Here is an 18388-nt window from a genome sequence, read left to right as displayed (position 1 = left end):
GGCCACTGCCGCAGCGGATGGGAGGCGTCGTAACGTCGGCCTTGGGCGAACGGCCCGGCTGCAGGGAGCGGCACATGGCGTTCAGTAGCGCAGGAAGAAGCGGCCCGCTGGCGGACATCAATGTCACGCCACTGGTGGATGTGATGCTGGTGCTGTTGATCATCTTCATCGTGACCGCGCCGATCGTGGCCCGGCCGATTGCCGTGCAGTTGCCACAGGCCACCGATCGGGTGGTCGACCGTCCCGAACCGCCACCGCCGATCGAGCTGCGCCTGGACGCTGCCAACCAGCTCAGCTGGAATGGCCAGCCGATGGCGATCGGCGAACTGCAGGCGCGCCTGCAGGCACAGGCGGGCGAACATGCCGGCAACCTGCCGGAGCTGCGCATCGCCACCGATCCGGCGGCCGAGTACGAAGGCATGGCCCGGATCCTGGCTGCGGCCGAGGCCACCGGCATGGAGCGCATTGCGTTCGTGCGGTAGCGCTATCTAAACCGCCGCTCATGGGGAGATTGCGACATGAGCGGCGGATGAGGGTGTCAGTATTGCTGGCAGTAGACTGTGCGACCATCCCAACTGCACGAGATGCGGCTGCTGCTTCCGCGCTGGACGGGGACTCCATACATCTGTGCGGATCTGACCCAGTTGTCCAGGTCGCCATGCTGGCCGAAATAGTATTGTCCGGCGTACGAAGGGGCGGAGATCGGGTCGGCGATGGATTCGTCAGGAACCTTGTTGCCTGTGCTGTCGCGGCTTTCGCCCTTCTGATACTTGGCTTCGGCAACGTTGTCCGGTGTTACTCAATAAAGCGTCTTAGACCCATCACGCCATGTGATCATTATTGTTATGGATCCGCCACCTTTGAGGCCTGCCCAGTTCAGGGCCGCTTGTTGAATCGAGAGCGCAATGCTGTTCCAGGTTGGGCTTCCCGTATTGGCTCCTGCCAATTCTGTGGCTAGATACTGGCCAAGTCGGGTTCGCAGTGTGGCTGAGGAGACGATGTCAAAGGTATTGGAGGACTTGTAAGACTCGGGGAACCTCACTCCATTGGAGTTTCCGGGGTTGTCTGGATGCAGCACGACCACTGATCCGCCTCCTGCCATCGCGTGGGCCTCTTCAGGTGGCGCTCGAAAGGCTGACGTCGCATCCAGAATCCGTAGGAAGGCCATTTGAATCTGTGCGGGAACCGGTGTCGAAAGTGCGCGCCACTTTCTGATCTCGCGGTCATATTCAACTTCGAAGGCGCTCAGTCTGGCTCTCTCGAAGTCCATTACAACCGCCAACCCGGAGCCTGACAGCAGGGCTGCATCCTTTGGAGATGCACAGTTGTTGCATTCAATCAGGCCTCCTGCTCTCGATTCGCTTGCCGAGAACAGAAGCAATGCCGTGACAATCGCGACATGGATCATGACGGTGATTGTTTTCACAATTGTGCCTCATGAGAATGACTGGGGTTCTCAGTCTCACCTTTGTCGGCCCCTGAGATTCGTCTGACGGGCAATTTTCAAACTATTCCTAAATGTTGTCTGAGTTTGCTTCGTAAGATTCAAGCAAGTCGATGCATGTGGCTCTGTCATCAAGATGGCAGCAGCCGAAAGGGCAGCCATTGAGTGCCTCACGTTCGCACGGTGATCTCGGCGATCTGCAGTCCGTCACTGCAAGGCCCCCTCCCTACGGGTTACTCGCCATCTTGGTAAGTTCCAGCTCGAAAGCGATCTGATCGATACCATCAACCCGACGGCAGCGGCGATCATCATGCTGCCGATGACGCAGGCGCATTGTCGTTGGACGGGTCGTCAAGAGCACTGTCCAACTGCGCGAAAGCTGAGAGATCCATGTCGCAGCCGGCATCAAGGCTGCCTGCTGTGAACAGTACCGTCCGGTCTTTAATTGCATTCATCTGTCGCAATCGGCCCGCATTTGCGTCAATTCCGCGTGAAAGAGTGTCGATCATCACGCCGCGACTTTTACCACTTGTTTACAAAGGAGACGCTGCCGCCATGCAGGGGGGAGCGCGGCAGCCAATGTCCCGACATTCCTTTGGAGAGAGAGCGAATGATTCACCTGCATCACCGCCCGTTGGCGGTTGCCGTTGCGCTGTGCGTGACGGCCCTGGCCCCGCTGGGTGTCGCTGCACAATCCACCACCAACCTCGATGCGGTGGAAGTGACCGGTACCCGCATCAAGCGCGCTGAAGTCGAAGGCCAGGTACCGATCCAGACGCTGACGCGCGGCGACATCGAACGCACCGGCCTGACCTCGATCGGCGAGGTGCTGCAGCAGCTCACCGGCTCTGGTTCGGCGCTCAATGCCAAGTTCAATTCATCCGGCAACTTCGGCTTCCCGCCTGACGGCAGTGGTGTGGGTGCCGGTTCCGCGCAGGTCGATCTGCGCCATCTGGGGGCCAAGCGCGTGCTGGTGCTGGTCGATGGCATCCGCTGGGTCAATGAGTCGTCCGCCTCCGGCGTCGGCTCGGCCACCGATCTAAATACCATTCCGCTGGCCATCGTCGAGCGCATCGAAGTGCTGGAAGATGGCGCGTCGTCGCTGTACGGCTCCGATGCCATTGCCGGCGTGGTCAACATCATCACCCGCCGCGATTTCGACGGCGGGCAGGTGACACTGAACTACGGTGAGTACAGCAAGGGCGACGGCACGCAGAAGGGCGTGGATCTGGCCTGGGGCAAGAGCGGTGACCGCTACAGCCTGTTCCTGGGCGCCAGCTGGACCAAGCAGGATCCGGTGTTCGCCAAGGATCGCGAGCAGTCGCGCTTCCCGATTCCCGGCACTGGCCTGGCCTTCGGCAGCGGCGGCATTCCGCAGGGCCGCTTCGCCTTCGTCGATCCCAACACCGGTGCCGAGCAGGACATCGTGCCCAATACCGGCGTAGGCAACCCGCGTTACGACGGCAGTGCCGGCTGCACGCGCACCGATGACTATCACTGCTTCACCAGCGCTGATCGGTTCAATTTCGCCGAGTACAACATGGTGCTGACGCCGTCGGAGCGCAAAGGCCTGTTCGGTCAGTTCCGCTTTGACATCACCGACAACGTGCAGTGGTACGTCAAGGCCCTGGGCAACCGCCGAGAGTCGACCAACCAGGCCGGGCCGGAGCCGCTGTTCTTCGGCCCCGATGGCGCCACAGGCAACCCGCTGGCCGACAACATCGTGGTGTCGCGCTTGAACCCGTACAACCCGTTCGGCTTCGATCTGGTGTCCGGCGGCAACATGAGCCTGATCGGCCGCCGCCCGGTGGAAGGCGGCGCGCGCGTGTTCGAGCAGAAGGTGGATACCACGTACTTCGCCACCGGTCTGGTCGGTGACTTCCATGCCGCTGATCGCAGCTGGTACTGGGACGTCAACGGCATGTACAGCAAGAACAAGGCCGAGCAGACCAACTACGGCAGCTACAACATCTACAACGTCAACATGGCGCTGGGTGATCCTGCAATCTGTGCGGCGACGCCGGGGTGTGTGCCGCTGAACATCTTCGGCGGCGTCGGTTCGATCACCCCGGACATGCTGAAGTGGATCCAGCCGGTGGTGCGCGATCGCAGCCAGAACGAGCTGAGCCTGTTCACCGCCAACCTGTCCAGCGAGCTGTTCTCGCTGCCGGCCGGTCCGGTGTCCTTCGCCACCGGCTTCGAGTACCGCAAGTACAAGGGCTCCTACCAGCCGGATCCGCTGACGGTGATCGGCCACTACAACGGCGTGCCGTCACAGCCGACCTCCGGTTCCTACGACGTCAACGAGGCCTACCTGGAGTTGAGCGTGCCGATCTTCGCCGATTCCTCGTTCGGCAAGAAACTGGACCTGAGCCTGGCCGGTCGTTATTCGGACTACTCCACCTTCGGTGGCGAGTTCACGCCCAAGTACGGCCTGCGCTGGCAGGTGACCGATGACTTCGTGCTGCGCACCACCTATGCCGAGGGCTTCCGCGCACCGTCGATCGGTGAACTGTACGGCTCGGCGGCACGTGCCGACCTGCAGCTGTTCGACCCGTGCTCGGTGGGCCTGGGCGGCACGCCGCCGCGTGGCAGCGCGGCCAACTGTGCCACGCTGGGCGTGCCGGCCGGCTTCCAGCAGGCCAACTCGCAGATCTCGGTGACCACCGGCGGCAACCGCGAGCTGGAGCCGGAACGCTCGCGCAGCTTCAGTGCCGGTTTCGTGTGGAGCCCGTGGTTCGGCAACAACGCCTCGTGGTCGGAGCGCTTCGATGTGGAGGTGACCTTCTACCGCCATGCCATCGACGGTGCGATCCAGGCGATCAACGCGCAGACCCAGCTGGACCTGTGCGTGGATACGCTGGATCCGATCTACTGCAATGGCATCACCCGTGCCAGCACCGGTGCGGTCAGCAGTTTCAACAACCGCCTGACCAACCTGGGGTCGATCAAGACCGATGGCTGGGACGTGGACCTGTTCTGGACCCTGCCGCAGACCTCCATCGGCCAGTTCAAGCTGGGTTGGAAAAACACCTTCGTCGGGCGTTACGAGGCCACCGGCGCGGCCGGGCAGAAGCAGCCGCAGAAGCCGGGTGTGGAAGTGGCTGACAGTTCGATTCCGGAATGGACCAGCAATGCCAGCATCGGCTGGACGTTGGACCGCTGGAGTGCCAACTGGACCGTACGGCACATCTCTGAGCTGACCGAAAACTGCGGTGATGCTGCTGCCTTCCCGGTGTGCAGCGACCAGGCCGCAGGCACCAACACACTGTCGGCCACCACCTTCCACGACATGCAGGTGGGCTACAAGATCGACTGGATGAAGGGGCTGCAGCTGACGGCCGGCCTGAACAACGTGTTCGACAAGGATCCGCCGATCTGCCTGTCGTGCTCGTTGAACGGTTACGACGCTTCGACCTATGACATCCCGCGTGGCCGCTACTGGTACCTGCGCGCGGACCTGCGCTTCTGATGTAACGGTGGCAGTGCCGGTCAGTTCCGGCGCTGCCTTGCTGGTGTAGAGCCGAGCCCACGCTCGGCTCAGAGAATCAGCCGAGCGTGGGCTCGGCTCTACAGGTGCGGGGCGATCGTGCCCCGCGCCTGATCAGAACGCCCAGGTGAACGTCAGCGAGCCATTCCGGCCATCACCGAACGCGCCGTAGCCGTTGATCTGCGACAGGTACTTCTTGTCCAGCAGGTTGTTGAGGTTGGCCTGCACGCTGAACTCCGGCGAGATGCGGTAGCGCACGAAGGCGCTGACCAGTGCATAGCCGCTCTGCTCGATGCGGCCGTAGGCCGGCACCGGATAGTAGATGCGGTTCTGCCAGTTGGCACCGCCACCGAAGGTCAGTGCCTGTAGCGACTGCGGGGTGTAGCTGGTGAACAGCTTCAGCGCGGTCTGCGGCAGGTTGGTATTGATGTCGGCACCGTTGATGTCCTTGGCCACGTAGCGCGACGCACCGAAGGTGGCATTCCAGCCCGGGGCCAGTTCACCGTTCAGCTCGAACTCGAAGCCACGGCTGACCGTGCCACGCGCGGCGCGGTAGGCGGTTTCGCCGCCGGTACCGCCGATGACCGGCTCACCGGTGGACTGGCCGACGTTGTCCTGTTCGATGCGGAACACTGCCAGCGAGGCGTTCAGGCGGTTGTCGAACCAGGCACCCTTGACGCCCACTTCGTAGCTCTTGCCATCGACCGGTTCCAGGTAGCTGCCGTTGCGGTCCTTCAGCGTCTGCGGCTGGAAGATTTCGGTGTAGCTGGCGTAGGTCGAGTAGGTGTCGTTGATGTCGAACACCAGGCCGGCATACGGCGTGGTGACCTTGTGCGCGCGGTCGGCGCCTTCGCCTTCGCTCTTCCAGTCGGTGTAGCGGGCGCCGATGATCAGCTTCAGCGGATCGGCCAGCGACAGGCGTGCGGCGGCGTAACCGGCCTTCTGGGTGATTGTGCCTTCGCTGGCCAGTGCCAGCGGGTTCCAGTTCGGCTCGCTGATGTTGCCAGTCCAGTTCAGATAGCTGGCGAACGGGTCCCAGGTCTGGCCCGCGCCACCGACCTGGTAGTCGCCGTAGTTGGCGTACTCGCGCTTGTTGTAGCTCAGGCCGGCCATGAACTGATGTTCGCGGCCGAACAGCTGGAACGGACCGTCGACATAGCCGTCCACGCCGGTGACCTTGCGCTCGGTGTTGTAGAAGCCCGCCGAGGGCGAGATGCCCGCGCCGGTGGTCTTGTCGAAGTACGACGCGCCGCTGGTCCAGTCGTTGTAGGCCGGGTAGAACAGCTTGTCGTCGGCCTTGGTCTCATCGTGGGTGGCGCCGACCTTGAACTTCCAGCCATTGCTGAAGGCATGCTGCAGGGTGGCGAAGGCGCGCTTGCTGGTGGTATCCCAGTAGGTCCAGTTCGGGCTGGCGTTGAAAGATTCGTCGTAGCCCGTGCGCGAGCCATCGGAGTACAGCATCGGGAAGCCGCCCCAGGTCGCACCATTGGCGCGCTTCTGCTGGTAGTCGTAGCCCACGCTCAGCTGGGTATCCGGGGTCAGGTCGGCGTCGATGACGGCGTAGCCCAGCGTCTTGCGCTGGTTGTAGCGGTCCATCTGGCCGTCGGTATCCAGGTAGCTGCCGATCACGCGGCCACGCACGCTGCCGCTGGCGTTGAGCGCGCTGCCCACGTCCACGGTGGTGCGGGTGCGGCCCCAGCTGCCCACGTTCACCGAGACGCTGCCGGCCAGCTCGGCGCTGTCGGCGTGCTTGCGCACCAGGTTCACCGACGCCGACGGATTGCCGGCGCCGCTGAGCAGGCCGGTGGCACCGCGCACCACTTCCACGCGGTCATACAGCGCCAGGTCCAGGCCGGAATCGCCGTAGCTCCAGTTCTGCACCATCTGCGTCGGCAGGCCATCGAACTGGTAGGCATCGATGTAGAAGCCGCGCGCGTAGAACTCGGTGCGCTCGCTGTCGGACTGGGTGCTGGTCACGCCGGTGGTATTGGCCAGCACGTCGATGATGTCGTCCAGCTTCTGATCTTCGATGCGCTGGTGGCTGATGATGCTGACCGACTGCGGGATTTCGCGCGGTGTCAGGTCGAAGCGGGTACCGGCCGAGGTGCGGCGCACCGAATAGCCTTCGGCACGCTCGCCCTTCACCACCACCTTGTCCAACGTGGTCGGATCGGCGGCGGTGGCGGCGAAGGCGGCCGGGGCCACGGAACAGAGCACAGCAAGCACGGCAACGGACAGCCGCTGCGGCTGCAGGGTACGGAAGGCGGGACGGGTCATGGGGGTCCTGGACGAGCACGCGCGTTCGGCCGTCATCCAGGAGGCGATGCGCTACGGGTAGGGGAAGGGCGGGCAGGCCGTCCTGGCACCACCGGAAACGAAAGAAATGGTAATACGAACTATTCCTATTTACAAATCATGAACAGATCGGTCCGCGGGTACGCGGTGGCGGTCAGTGCAGCAATGGCAGCGGATCGCGGGGGCCGTTCGAGCCGTAGATGCCCCAGTGCAGGTGCGGCGGTGTGCCCTTGGCGTTGCCGCTGTCGCCGACATGGCCGAGCAGATCGCCGGGCTGCACCACCTGGCCGCGTGCCAGGCCGTCGGCCCAGTTCTCCAGATGCGCGTAGTAGTAGCGTTCGCGTCCGGGCCCGATCACCCACACCTGGCGGCCGCCGAGTCCGCGCTCGCTGACATCCGCAACGACACCGGCCGTGGCGCTGCGCACTGGCGTGCCGCGCTTGGCGAAGATGTCGATGCCGGCGTGGGAGCGGTCGCGGCCACGTGGCGCACCGAAGGTATCGGCGATCTGGCGTGGCCGCACGCCGTCCACCGGCACCGGCAGTTGCGTGGCCGGCGGCATACGAGAGAGTGTCCACAGCAGTTTCGGTGCAGCGGCCCATGGGCTGTTCCACAGCGTCATCGCGGCGACGAGGGCGATGGCCAGCCACAGGCTGCGCAGCATCCAGCGGCGAAGGTGGTGGGCAGGGGAGGGCGGTGTACTCATGGTTTCGAAGTGTAGAGTCGAGCCACGCCCGACTGCTTCAGCTTTGCGGTCAAAAGGCAGTCGAGCCTGGCTCGACGCTACAGAGCCGGTGTCAGCGGGACTTCGAAACTCCGCTTCAACGTGCCCAGTGCCACCGAGGTGCGGAAGCGCTCGATGTTGTCATCGCCACCGAACAGGCGCTCGGTGATCGCCTCGTACTCTTCCATCGACGCCGCCGAAAGCAGCAGCAGGAAATCGCCATCGCCGGTGATCGAGTAGCACTGCTGCACGGCCGGGTCGTCCTGCACGCGGCGCTTGAACGGCGCCACGCGTTCGCGCTGCTCGCTGACCACGCGCACCTCCACGATGATGGTCAGCGGTCGCCCGACCTTGGCTGCAGCGACCACCGCCACATTGGCTGCGATCACGCCGCTGTCCTGCAGGCGCTTGATGCGGCGCTGCACAGCCGGGGTGGACAGGTGCACGGTCTCGGCGATTTCGCCCTGCGGCAGGGTGTTGTCCCGCTGCAGCAGGTCGAGGATGGCGCGATCGAAGCTGTCGAGCACGGGGGCGGTGGCCATGGCGAGCAGAAGTTGCACGAACGGGCTGTCAATTGAGCCAAGTGCTCGGCGCCGGCGCAATAGACTTTGCCCATGCAGACCTCACGACTCGCGCCGATGTTGCCGGCGCTGGCGGTGCTTGGCTCGGTCACCTCGCTGGCCATCGGCACCTCCTACGCAAAACACCTGTTCCCGCTGATCGGCGCCCAGGGCACCAGCGCGCTGCGCGTGGGCTTCTCGGCGCTGTTGCTGCTGCTGTTCTGGCGGCCATGGCGCTGGAAGACCAGCCGCGTGGATGCGATCACCATCCTGCGCTACGGGCTCACCCTGGGCCTGATGAACCTGCTGTTCTACATGGCCCTGCGCACGATTCCCTTCGGCATCGCGGTGGCCATCGAATTCACCGGGCCGCTGACGGTGGCGATGCTGTCATCACGACGCCCCATCGACTTCGTCTGGGTGGGCTGCGCGGTGGTGGGGTTGCTGCTGCTGTTGCCGCTGGGCGGTGGCCCGGCGCTGGACCCGGCCGGGGTGCTGTATGCAATGGGCGCAGCCGCGTGCTGGGGCCTGTACATCGTGTTCGGCAAGCGTGCTGGCCATCTGCACGCCGGGCATTCGGTCTCGCTGGGGCTGCTGGCCGCGTCGCTGGTGGTGGTACCGGTGGGCGTGGTGCATGCCGGCGCCGCGCTGCTGGACCCGAAAATCCTGGCGGCCGGCCTGCTGGTGGCGCTGGTCTCCAGCGCGATCCCGATGTCGCTGGAAATGATGGCGCTCAAGCGCCTGCCGAAGGAGACCTTCGGCATCCTGATCAGCATGGAACCGGCGGTGGCCGCGTTGTGGGCGATGCTGCTGCTGCACGAGCACCTGCATGGATTGCAGTGGCTGGCGATCGGCTGCACGGTGCTGGCCTCGGTGGGCAGCACGATGACCGCGCGGCGGTTGAAGGTACCGGTCACCGCCTGAAAAAAGGGACGGAGGGGATTAAGTCGTTTATGCCCTGATTTAGGGGGGCGCCAGGCGGCGGCCGGCGCGAAGCGTGCGGACCAACGGTCCGCACCTACCAGGGGGGCGGTTCAGCGCAGGGCGTCGGCCGGGACGTCGATCTGCATCGCCAGGGCGAGGTGATCGGAGAACGCGGCCGGCACAGCTTCAACGGTGCGGGTCTGCAGGCCGCTGCTGACCAGGATGTGGTCGATGGCGCGGTCGGGGCGCCAGCTGGGGAAGGTCGGTACGATGCAGCCCGGGGGCTGCAGCCGGGTCTTCTGGTACAGCACCTGCATTTCCGGGCGCTCGGCCAGGCAGTTGAAGTCGCCCATCAGCACTGCGTTGGGGTGGTCGGACAGCAGCTCGGCGATGAAGCCCAGCTGTGACATCCGCGAGCCCGCGCCCAGCGACAGATGGGCAACTGCCACCGCCAGACCATCGGCACCCTCGCCGAACTTGGCCAGCAGCACGCCGCGCCCGCCGATGCGGCCGGGCAGGGCGTGGTCCTGCACTTCCACCGGTTCCAGCTTGCTCAGCAGGCCATTGGCGCTGGAGGCGACCCCGCCCATGCGCCGGTTCGGCTGATGGCTCCAGTAGTTGAAGCCGGCACGCTGGGCCAGGTAGTGGGTCTGGTTGGTGAAACCCGAGCGCAGGCTGCCCGGGTCGGCCTCCTGCAGGCCGACGATGTCATGTTCGCGCGCCAGGGTGGCGATCGCGTCCAGGCTGCTGCGCTTGCGACCCGCCGGCAGCGCATGTGACCAGCTGCGGGTCACATAGTCGCTGTAGCGGCGGGTACTTGAGCCGGCCTGGATGTTGGCCGTCAGCAAGCGCAGGGTCCGTGTACGGGGGGAATTCACGGCCGGGAAGTGCTTCTCTTGGATCAGTGAGCCTGGGCCGCACCGCGTTCGCGGGCGATCAGGTGGTCGGCAATGCGCAGCATGTCCGGGAAGCTCTTGCCCTTCACCAGGTACTTGCCGTTGACGATGATCGACGGGGTGCCGCTGATCTGGCTGCGCTGGGCGAACTGCTTGGCCGAGTTGGTCTTGGCATTCACTGCGAAGCTGCCCATGGTGGCGGCGAACTGCTTCGGATCCACGCCGTAGGCACCGTAGAACTTGGCGATGTCGTCAACCGAATCGGTGCCGCGCTCGCCCTTCAGGGTCTTCTGCGAATGGATGGCAGCGTACAGGGCTTCGTGGGTCTTCTCCTGCACGCCCAGGGTCTGCGCGGCGTAGAAGGCACGGGCGTAGTTGTCCCAGGTGCCGCCGAACATGGCCGGCACGTAGACGAAGTTCACGTCGCTCGGCAGGCCGGCCTTCCACGGGCCGACCAGCGGCTGGAATGCGGCGCAGGCCGGGCAGACGTAGCCGAAGATCTCGGTCACTTCGATCTTGCCGGCGGCCGGCTGGAACGGCTGGCCGTTCGGGATCACCTGGTAGTCAGCGCCTTCCACCGGGGCCGGGCCGGTCAGTGCGGCGGTGGTCGGGGCCGGTGCAGCGGCCGGTGCCGCTTCAGTCGCGGCCTTCTCGCCTTCGGCAGCGGCCGGGGCAGCGCCCTCGGCGCCAGCGGCAGGCGCCGCCGGTTCGGTGGTGGCCGGCGCGGCCGCCGGTTCGGCCGGAGCCGCGGAGGTGTTGGCGGTGCCATCGTCGCTTGCAGGCGGCCAGGATCGGCAGCAGCGCTGCGAGTGCGAGGGCGTAACGGATCTTCATGGAAACGTCTCCAGCATCTGGAAAGGTGGGGCCGGCGTCAGGCGCCGGCCAGAGGGAAATGATGACATGCGGCGGCGACAGCGCCGTGTCGATGGTGGGCGTTGGTTCAGCGGCCGCGGGCGGCGCGGGCCTGGGCGATCAGCGCCGAGGCGATGCGCAGCTGGTCGTTGAAGCTGTTGCCACGCACCAGGTACTGGCCGTTGATGATGATCGCCGGGGTGCCCGGAATCCTGGTGCGCTGGGCGAACGCGCGGGCGGCGTCGACCTTCTTCTGTACGGCGTCGCCGCGCAGGGCCTGCAGATAACGGTCCGGAGTCACGCCGTAGGCCTTGTAGAAGGTGGCGAGCTCATCGGCCGAGACGTTCTGCATCGGCAGCGAGCCGTCCTCGTGCAGGGCCTTGAACACGGCCGCGTGGCTGCGCTTGGCCACGCCGACTTCGTCGGCGGCGTAGTAGGCCAGGGCCCAGGCGTCCCAGGCGCCGCCGAAGGCCGCCGGAACCGGGGTGAAGCGCACGTCGGCCGGCAGCTTGGCCGCCCAGGCTTCCAGCTGCGGTTCGAAATGGGCGCAGTGCGGGCAGGTGTAGCCGAAGACCTCGACCACCTCGATCTTGCCGGCCAGCGGCTGGAACGGGCCCGGCTGGGCGATGCGTTCGTAGTCTTTGCCCTCGACCAGCGGGGCATTGGCGGGGGTTGCGGCGCAGGCCACCAGGGGCAGCAGCACCAGCACGGACAACATCAGGCGGGAAATCAACCTCATCGACACGCATCTCCGTTGAAAAAAGCAACGCCGGCGCGGTCGCCGGCGTGAAGGAAACATACCGCAGGCGAGGGCCGCGGTGGCGGCCCGGGCCGACCAGCGGTGGTCAGGGCGCGGCAGCCGGTTGTACCGGCGTGGTCGTCACAGCCACGTCGTCGGCCTTGTTGTGCAGGCCCTGCAGGTAGCTCGACAGCGCCTGCACCTCCTGCTCGCTGAGCTTCTGCGCGACCGTGGCCATGATCTGGAAGTGCGCCTTGTCGGTCTCGTTGGTCTGGCCGGCCTGGTATTCCTGCAGGCGGCGCGCGACATAGCTGGCGTGCTGCCCACCGAGGTGCGGATAGGCCGGTCCGGGATTGCCGGCACCGCTGGGGCCGTGGCAGGCCATGCAGGCCGGCAGGCCACGCTTGGCATCGCCGCCACGGTACAGCTGCTGGCCGATCTCGTAGAACTTCATGCCCTTGTAGGGGCCGTCAGTGACCGCCGTGTCATCGGCGATGCCGGCGGTGGCCTTCTGCGTGGCGAAGAACGCACCGATGTCGCGCATGTCCTGCGGGGTGAGGTTCTGCACGAACGGCACCATCGCCACCGCCGCACCGGAGCTGCGCTGCCCATTGGCGATCAGGGCCATCTGCTGGGCGACGTAGCGTTCGCTCTGGCCGGCGATGGACGGGTACATCTCCACCGTGGAGTTGCCGTCGGCGCCATGGCAGGCCGCGCAGGCCGAGGCCTTGGTCTGGCCGGCCTTGGCATCGCCCCAGTGGGTCTTGCTGAAATCCACCTCCAGCGAGGCGGTGTTGATCGGCCCGTTGTCGGGCAGCGGGGTCAACGTGGTCTGCGCGAACGCAGCAGCGGCAACGACTACAGCAGTGGCAAGGGCGGATACGGCAAGAACGCGAGCGTGGCGCATGCTGAAGCTCCGTATGGACCGGGCCGGGCGGTGGCCGCCGGCATCGCCCGGATTATCAACGCCGTTTCCGCACCCGGTCAACGCAGCAGTGCAGCATTTTCCCGGCGGAGGGCCCTGGGCCGGGCGCGCGGTGCAGCAACATGCGATCCTATGCACATGTCATTGCTCATCGAACGCGCCCGTTACCACCTTTCGGCCCACAACGTGCGGCAGCTGCCGCCCGACGAAGGGGCCGAAGTGGCCTTCGCCGGCCGCTCCAACGCCGGCAAGTCCAGTGCGCTCAACGCACTGACCCGCCAGAACGCCCTGGCCCGTGTCTCCAAGACCCCCGGCCGGACCCAGCAGCTGGTGTTCTTCCAGGTCACCCCGGAAGCGCATCTGGTCGACCTGCCCGGTTACGGCTACGCCAAGGTGCCGCTGGACCTGCAGGCGCACTGGCAGGCCTTCATCGACAAGTACTTCCGCACCCGCGAGGCGCTGAAGGGCCTGGTGGTGGTGATGGATATCCGCCATCCGCTGAAGGACTACGACCGGCAGATGCTGTCCTATGCCGTGCAGCGTGGCCTGCCGGCGCACGCGCTGCTGACCAAGGCCGACAAGCTCAGCCGCAGCCAGCAGATGCAGTCCCTGCAGAAGGTGCGCAAGGAGCTGCAATCGGCCTACGGCGACAGCGTGAGCGTGCAGGTGTTCTCCGGCGAAGACCGCACCGGCGTGGACGAAGCCCGCGGCGTGATCGGTGGTTGGCTGGGGCTGGAATAAGGCATTGCCGGTCGCCCGGCTGGCAGCCGGGCGCTACCCGATCGGTGGGTGCCGACCTTGGTCGGCATACCCTCACAACGGCGAATACTCCGCCGGCACCCACGCATAGGCCTTGCCCTCGCCACGCACATGGCCCAGGCCGGGGAACGGCAGGTGCGCACCGGCCACCCACCAACCATTGGCGGTGGCCTGCTGCAACAGCCCCCGCCGGCTGGCGATGGCCGCCTTGCGGTCCGAATCCGCCTCGAATGCCGCTTCCGGATGCGCGAACTGCACGGCGTGGAAGTGCAGCACATCGCCCCACACCAGCAGCGACTGGCCCTGGCTGTCGAACCGGTAGGAGACATGGCCGGGGGTGTGGCCATGGGTGTCCATCGCCACCGCGCCGCCGGGCAGGGCATCGCCGGGGCTGAAGGTGCGCAGGTGGCCGCTGGCCTGATACGGCGCCACCGCGTTGCGTGCCAGCGGGAAGGCGAAGCGCACGCCCTTCGGCGCGGTGGCCTCGCTGGCAGGGTTGAGCCAGTAATCGGCATCGGCCTTGGACAGCCACACCGTGGCATTGGGATAGGCCGGCTTGCCCTGTGCATCGAGCACGCCACACAGGTGGTCCGGATGGGCGTGGGTCAGCAGCACCTCATCCACCTCGGTCGGGTCGACGCCGGACGCGCGCAAGTTGCCCAGCACTTGGCCCAGGCCGGGGCCAAAGCACTGCGCGGTGCCGGTGTCGACCAGGGTCAGGTGGTTGCCCTGGCGCACCAGGAAGGCGTTGATCGCGGTCTGCAGGCCTTTCTTGTCCTCAGGTACATAGCGGCCTTCGAGCAGGCGGCTGACCAGCGTCGGCGGCACGTCCACCACTTCCTGCCGACCCAGCGCGACCACGCCGTCGAACAGGGCGGTGATCTGCAGCGCACCGACGCGCTGGTGGTAGACGCCGGGCACCTGCTGGGTGGGGGCGGGCGAGGTGGCTTCGGCCAGTGCGGCCAGCGGCAGGGACGACAGGGCCAACAGCAGGGCGCCGTGCAGCGGCAGGTGACGCAGGGTCATGGCGGTTCTCGGTGGACGACGGATGATTCCGTTGCTGCATAGCGTGCCGTGGCCGATGTGTGCGCGGCGCTCAAACCACTACGCGGAATGCTCAGGGAAGGGGTGTTGTCTGCAGGGCTGCGCCCTGCACCCGCAGAGGCAACGGCCGCAGCCAAAGCAACGTCAAAAACTGGTTTCCTGTGGGATGGCGGGGTGGGTCCGGTTGCGGGGGACGCTGCAAGTACATCCATGTAAGCTCGGTCGCCGCATCCATGCGGCTCACGCCCCCGCAACCGGACCCACCCCGCCTTCGACAGTTTTCCGCGATCTGTTGGAACGACGTATTGCCCCGGTGGGTGTCGACCTTGGTCGATACAGTAGATCCACGCCATGCGTGGATGACTCATTCGATATGTGACAGATGTGTCGACCAAGGTCGACACCTACCAACAGCCGCGCGGAACAAAGCCGCAGTTGCCAACAGCCGAGTGAACCTGTCGAAGGTGGGGCGGTGTGGGTGGGCAGGACCGTTGGCGCCATGGATGGCGCCATCGAGCCCCCAGGGACGGGTTTACGGCGTGTCCTGCCCACCCACACCGTCCCGCCATCCCACGGAATGCACGCTGTTGCTGTTGCTGTTGCTGTTGCTCCGGCTCTTGCTCTCGCTTCGGCGGGTGCAGGGCGCAGCCCTGCCGAACCCCCTCAAATGTCTGTGGGAGCCAGTCCGTACTGCTCGGCGAAGCGCTTGCTGAAACTCGCCGCAGACCGGTAGCCCGCGCGTGCGGCGACGGTCTTCAACGGCAGGTCGGTGGTATAGAGCAGCTGCATGCCATGCGCCAACCGTGCCTCGGTGAGCAGCTGACGCAGGCTGGTGTCCTCGGCGGCGAGTCGACGGCGCAGGGTGGCGCCGCTCAGCGCGAACTGCTCTTCCACGTCGCGCGATTGCCAGTCGCGTGCCGGTTCGGCGGCGATGCGGTCGCGGATCTGTTCACCCAGGCTCGGAGCCTGCGGCAGCAGCAGGTTGCCATGGCCCTGCCGGCACAGCGTCAGCACCAGTGAGGCCAGGGCCAATCGTGCTTCGCTGTAGCGGCCGTCCTGCAGCGACTGGCGCCACTGGCGCAGCACCGTGGCGTGTTCGATCAACGGCAACCGCGCCATCGACTGGCCCGGCGCGGGAAGTTCCTCGCTCCACAGCGTGCGTGCGGCTGCCAGCACCTCGGCACACAGTGGCACGATGGCACTGAGATAGCGGCCAGTGCGTGGATCGGGGCTGTTGACCACGTCGATGCGGCAACGCTGGGTCAGCAGCAGGATGTCGCCGGGAACGAACTCCAGCGACTGGTGTGCGGTACGCACCTGCTTGCGGCCTTCCAGCAGGATCGCGAACTGCGGTTGCGGAATCTCCACCGAGCTGGCGCCATGTTCGCGACGTGCGGTGATGCAGGCATAACCTTCGGCGCGTGCGCAGCCGGCCAGGCTGGCCATCTCGGCCAGCAGTGCGGTGGCCGGGGGCAGCATGGCGGTCATGTCACGTGCGCGCCGAGCAGGCGACCGACGCCGGCGGCCGCGGCCATCGCCAGTGCGCCCCAGAACATCACCCGGATCGCGCCGCGTACCGGCGGTGCGCCGCCGGCCCGAGCCGCCATCGCGCCGGTCAGGCACAGGCCGAGCAGGGTGCTGGCCGTGGTCATCATCGCAACCTTGTCCACCGGCGCGAGCAGGGCGGTCAGCACCGGCAGTGTCGCGCCGCAGGTAAAGGCCCCGGCCGAGGCCAGTGCCGCCTGCAGCGGGCGCGCGCGCAGGGTATCGGTGATGCCCAGCTCGTCGCGTGCGTGGGCGCCCAGCGCATCGTGGGCGGTAAGCTGTTCGGCCACCTGCCGTGCCAGCGCAGGCTCCAGGCCGCGGTGGCGGTAGATCGCGGCCAGCTCTTCCAGCTCGCTGTGCGGATCTTCGTGCAGTTCGCGCTTTTCCATCGCCAGGTCGGCGTCTTCGGTGTCGGCCTGGGTCTGCACCGAGACATACTCGCCGGCGGCCATCGACATCGCGCCGGCCACGGTGCCGGCCACGCCGGTGGCCAGGATGGTCGCAGCCGAGGCGCCGCTGGCGGCCACGCCGACCACCAGGCCGGCCACCGAGACGATGCCATCGTTGGCGCCCAGCACGGCGGCACGCAGCCAGCCGACACGCTCGGAGCGGTGCAGTTCGGGGTGTCGTGAATGGCGGCTCATGGCCTTGAGTGTACGAGGGTCAAGAGGGCGTCGGTAGGATGCTGAAACCCGTCACCGTCGCATGACGCAACCGGTCGCCACGCTATAGTGCGCCCTTGCGATGGAAGGCCCCGGGCCCCACATCCCCCGCCACTGTCCAGCGAGCCCTCCCCTTGTCGAGCCCCAGCCACGTCGCCGATACACCCATTACCGACCGCTCGCAGCTGGTGGAGGTGCTCGCCTCCGGCGAGAAGCCCCGCGCGCAGTGGCGCATCGGCACCGAGCACGAGAAGTTCGGGTTCCGCCTGGATGACCTGCGCCCGCCGACCTTCGAAGGTGAGCGCGGCATCGAAGCCCTGCTCAACGGTCTGGTCCGCTTCGGCTGGGAGCCGGTGCAGGAAAACGGCAACACGATCGCCCTGCTGCGCGATGGCGCCTCGGTGACGCTGGAACCGGCCGGCCAGTTGGAACTGTCCGGCGCGGCGCTGGAAACCATCCACCAGACCTGCGTGGAGACCGGCACCCACCTCAATGAAGTGGCGCAGGTGGCCGGCGAACTGCAGCTGGGTTTCCTCGGCATGGGCTTCCAGCCGAAGTGGAAGCGCGATGAGATGCCGTGGATGCCGAAGGGCCGCTACAAGATCATGCGCGCGTACATGCCCAAGGTCGGCTCGCTCGGCCTGGACATGATGACCCGCACCTGCACGGTGCAGGTGAACCTGGACTACGCCACCGAAGCGGACATGGTGAAGAAGTTCCGCGTGTCGTTGGCGCTGCAGCCGATCGCCACCGCGTTGTTCGCCGATTCGCCGTTCACCGAAGGCAAGCCGAACGGCTATCTGAGCTACCGCTCGCACATCTGGACCGACACCGATGCCGACCGCACCGGCATGCTCGACTTCGTGTTCGAGGATGGGTTCGGTTACGAACGCTATGTCGATTACCTGCTCGACGTGCCGATGTATTTCTCCTACCGCGATGGCATCTACCACGACGCCAGCGGACAGAGCTTCCGCGATTTCATGCAGGCCAGGCTGCCGGTGCTGCCGGGCGCGCTGCCCACCCTGCGCGACTGGTCGGACCACATGACCACCGCGTTCCCGGAAGTGCGGCTGAAGAAGTACCTGGAAATGCGCGGCGCCGATGGTGGCCCGTGGAGCCGTCTGTGTGCGCTGCCGGCGTTCTGGGTGGGCCTGCTGTACGACGGCACCGCACTGGATGCCGCCTGGGACCTGGTGCGTGACTTCACCCTGGCCGAGCGACATGCACTGCGCGACGGCGTGCCGAAGCATGCGATGAACCTGCCGTTCCGCAATGGCACCGTGCGTGATCTGGCCCGCGAAGCAGTGAAGATTTCCGTGGAAGGCCTTAAGCGCCGTGCGGCGCGCAATGCCGATGGCCAGGATGAAAGCAAGTTCCTGGATGTGCTGCAGGAGATCGTCGAGTCCGGCCTGACCCCGGCCGAACGCAAGCTGGCGCTGTTCCATGGCCGCTGGCACGGCGATGTGGATCCGGTGTTCCGCGAGTTCGCGTACTGAGTGGATTGCGGTAGTGCCGGCCGCTGGCCG

Annotated in this window: 16 protein-coding genes and 1 pseudogene; 5 read left to right on the top strand and 12 right to left on the bottom strand. The window is 66.1% G+C overall.

Annotated elements, in window-relative coordinates:
- Positions 1-74: 74 nt before the first annotated feature.
- On the top strand, positions 75-482 hold the full coding sequence (locus tag FQS62_RS18845) for an ExbD/TolR family protein (protein WP_019338425.1): 408 nt from the start codon (positions 75-77) through the stop codon (positions 480-482).
- A gap of 317 nt (positions 483-799) precedes the next feature.
- Here the strand turns inward: FQS62_RS18845 and FQS62_RS18840 are convergent, their stop codons facing one another.
- Positions 800-1426 carry a hypothetical protein gene (locus tag FQS62_RS18840; protein WP_208043542.1) on the bottom strand — a complete coding sequence of 209 codons (627 nt, stop codon included), beginning with the start codon at positions 1424-1426 and terminating at the stop codon, positions 800-802.
- A gap of 326 nt (positions 1427-1752) precedes the next feature.
- Positions 1753-1953, bottom strand: coding sequence for a hypothetical protein (locus FQS62_RS18835; protein WP_143568495.1), 201 nt, complete (start codon positions 1951-1953; stop codon positions 1753-1755).
- Positions 1954-2054: 101 nt separating this feature from the next.
- Here FQS62_RS18835 and FQS62_RS18830 point away from each other — a divergent pair, with 101 nt between their 5' ends.
- On the top strand, positions 2055-4916 hold the full coding sequence (locus FQS62_RS18830; RefSeq protein WP_208043541.1) for a TonB-dependent receptor plug domain-containing protein: 2862 nt from the start codon (positions 2055-2057) through the stop codon (positions 4914-4916).
- A gap of 132 nt (positions 4917-5048) precedes the next feature.
- On the opposite strand, the gene fhuE is transcribed toward FQS62_RS18830, so the two are convergent.
- The 3 genes from fhuE to FQS62_RS18815 all read right to left on the bottom strand — a co-directional run bounded on the left by fhuE (position 5049) and on the right by FQS62_RS18815 (position 8495).
- Entirely contained in the window at positions 5049-7211 is a 2163-nt protein-coding gene (fhuE, locus tag FQS62_RS18825; protein ID WP_208043540.1) for a ferric-rhodotorulic acid/ferric-coprogen receptor FhuE, read from the bottom strand.
- A 172-nt stretch (positions 7212-7383) separates the two neighbouring features.
- The gene (locus tag FQS62_RS18820) at positions 7384-7935 is read right to left on the bottom strand and encodes a M23 family metallopeptidase (RefSeq protein WP_164158792.1); all 552 of its coding nucleotides are present in this window, start codon (positions 7933-7935) and stop codon (positions 7384-7386) included.
- A gap of 77 nt (positions 7936-8012) precedes the next feature.
- The gene (locus tag FQS62_RS18815) at positions 8013-8495 is read right to left on the bottom strand and encodes an Lrp/AsnC family transcriptional regulator (protein ID WP_208043539.1); all 483 of its coding nucleotides are present in this window, start codon (positions 8493-8495) and stop codon (positions 8013-8015) included.
- A gap of 72 nt (positions 8496-8567) precedes the next feature.
- Here FQS62_RS18815 and FQS62_RS18810 point away from each other — a divergent pair, with 72 nt between their 5' ends.
- Complete coding sequence (locus tag FQS62_RS18810) at positions 8568-9437, top strand: EamA family transporter (RefSeq protein WP_049447799.1); 870 nt, start codon at positions 8568-8570, stop codon at positions 9435-9437.
- A 110-nt stretch (positions 9438-9547) separates the two neighbouring features.
- Here FQS62_RS18810 and FQS62_RS18805 read toward each other — a convergent pair whose 3' ends face one another.
- The 4 genes and pseudogenes from FQS62_RS18805 to FQS62_RS18790 form a co-directional block, all read right to left on the bottom strand.
- A complete protein-coding gene (locus FQS62_RS18805; protein WP_049447798.1) occupies positions 9548-10315 on the bottom strand; it encodes an endonuclease/exonuclease/phosphatase family protein in 768 nt (255 codons plus the stop codon).
- A gap of 23 nt (positions 10316-10338) precedes the next feature.
- A pseudogene (locus FQS62_RS18800) lies at positions 10339-11167 on the bottom strand (thiol:disulfide interchange protein DsbA/DsbL).
- A gap of 106 nt (positions 11168-11273) precedes the next feature.
- Entirely contained in the window at positions 11274-11924 is a 651-nt protein-coding gene (locus FQS62_RS18795) for a thiol:disulfide interchange protein DsbA/DsbL (RefSeq protein ID WP_049447796.1), read from the bottom strand.
- A gap of 106 nt (positions 11925-12030) precedes the next feature.
- Positions 12031-12831 (bottom strand): c-type cytochrome, encoded by an 801-nt coding sequence (locus FQS62_RS18790; RefSeq protein ID WP_049447795.1) that lies wholly within the window; start codon positions 12829-12831, stop codon positions 12031-12033.
- 156 nt (positions 12832-12987) lie between these two features.
- Between FQS62_RS18790 and yihA the strand changes: the two genes are divergently transcribed.
- Entirely contained in the window at positions 12988-13590 is a 603-nt protein-coding gene (gene yihA / locus FQS62_RS18785; protein WP_005411022.1) for a ribosome biogenesis GTP-binding protein YihA/YsxC, read from the top strand.
- 72 nt (positions 13591-13662) lie between these two features.
- Here the strand turns inward: yihA and FQS62_RS18780 are convergent, their stop codons facing one another.
- From FQS62_RS18780 to FQS62_RS18770, 3 genes are all read right to left on the bottom strand, one after another.
- Entirely contained in the window at positions 13663-14634 is a 972-nt protein-coding gene (locus FQS62_RS18780) for an MBL fold metallo-hydrolase (RefSeq protein ID WP_154349629.1), read from the bottom strand.
- A 681-nt stretch (positions 14635-15315) separates the two neighbouring features.
- On the bottom strand, positions 15316-16140 hold the full coding sequence (locus FQS62_RS18775) for a helix-turn-helix transcriptional regulator (protein WP_049448867.1): 825 nt from the start codon (positions 16138-16140) through the stop codon (positions 15316-15318).
- Positions 16137-16841 carry a VIT1/CCC1 transporter family protein gene (locus tag FQS62_RS18770; RefSeq protein ID WP_208043885.1) on the bottom strand — a complete coding sequence of 235 codons (705 nt, stop codon included), beginning with the start codon at positions 16839-16841 and terminating at the stop codon, positions 16137-16139. The genes FQS62_RS18775 and FQS62_RS18770 overlap by 4 nt, the downstream gene beginning before the upstream one ends.
- Positions 16842-16993: 152 nt before the next feature.
- Here FQS62_RS18770 and FQS62_RS18765 point away from each other — a divergent pair, with 152 nt between their 5' ends.
- Positions 16994-18358 (top strand): glutamate--cysteine ligase, encoded by a 1365-nt coding sequence (locus tag FQS62_RS18765; RefSeq protein WP_099590008.1) that lies wholly within the window; start codon positions 16994-16996, stop codon positions 18356-18358.
- The last annotated feature ends 30 nt before the right edge of the window (positions 18359-18388 follow it).

Source organism: Stenotrophomonas sp. SBJS02 (genome assembly GCF_020428325.2).
Lineage (GTDB): Bacteria > Pseudomonadota > Gammaproteobacteria > Xanthomonadales > Xanthomonadaceae > Stenotrophomonas > Stenotrophomonas africana.
Note: the sequence above shows the minus strand (reverse complement) of the source record. Positions and strands in the feature narration are given on the sequence as shown.

Coding starts and splice junctions, on each gene's coding strand:
- FQS62_RS18815 (WP_208043539.1), bottom strand. CDS start 8,495: ATGGCCACCGCCCCCGTGCTCGACAGCTTCGATCGCGCCATCCTCGAC.
- FQS62_RS18795 (WP_049447796.1), bottom strand. CDS start 11,924: ATGAGGTTGATTTCCCGCCTGATGTTGTCCGTGCTGGTGCTGCTGCCC.
- FQS62_RS18775 (WP_049448867.1), bottom strand. CDS start 16,140: ATGACCGCCATGCTGCCCCCGGCCACCGCACTGCTGGCCGAGATGGCC.
- FQS62_RS18790 (WP_049447795.1), bottom strand. CDS start 12,831: ATGCGCCACGCTCGCGTTCTTGCCGTATCCGCCCTTGCCACTGCTGTA.
- FQS62_RS18830 (WP_208043541.1), top strand. CDS start 2,055: ATGATTCACCTGCATCACCGCCCGTTGGCGGTTGCCGTTGCGCTGTGC.
- FQS62_RS18770 (WP_208043885.1), bottom strand. CDS start 16,841: ATGAGCCGCCATTCACGACACCCCGAACTGCACCGCTCCGAGCGTGTC.
- FQS62_RS18835 (WP_143568495.1), bottom strand. CDS start 1,953: ATGATCGACACTCTTTCACGCGGAATTGACGCAAATGCGGGCCGATTG.
- FQS62_RS18820 (WP_164158792.1), bottom strand. CDS start 7,935: ATGAGTACACCGCCCTCCCCTGCCCACCACCTTCGCCGCTGGATGCTG.
- FQS62_RS18780 (WP_154349629.1), bottom strand. CDS start 14,634: ATGACCCTGCGTCACCTGCCGCTGCACGGCGCCCTGCTGTTGGCCCTG.
- fhuE (WP_208043540.1), bottom strand. CDS start 7,211: ATGACCCGTCCCGCCTTCCGTACCCTGCAGCCGCAGCGGCTGTCCGTT.
- FQS62_RS18810 (WP_049447799.1), top strand. CDS start 8,568: ATGCAGACCTCACGACTCGCGCCGATGTTGCCGGCGCTGGCGGTGCTT.
- FQS62_RS18845 (WP_019338425.1), top strand. CDS start 75: ATGGCGTTCAGTAGCGCAGGAAGAAGCGGCCCGCTGGCGGACATCAAT.
- yihA (WP_005411022.1), top strand. CDS start 12,988: ATGTCATTGCTCATCGAACGCGCCCGTTACCACCTTTCGGCCCACAAC.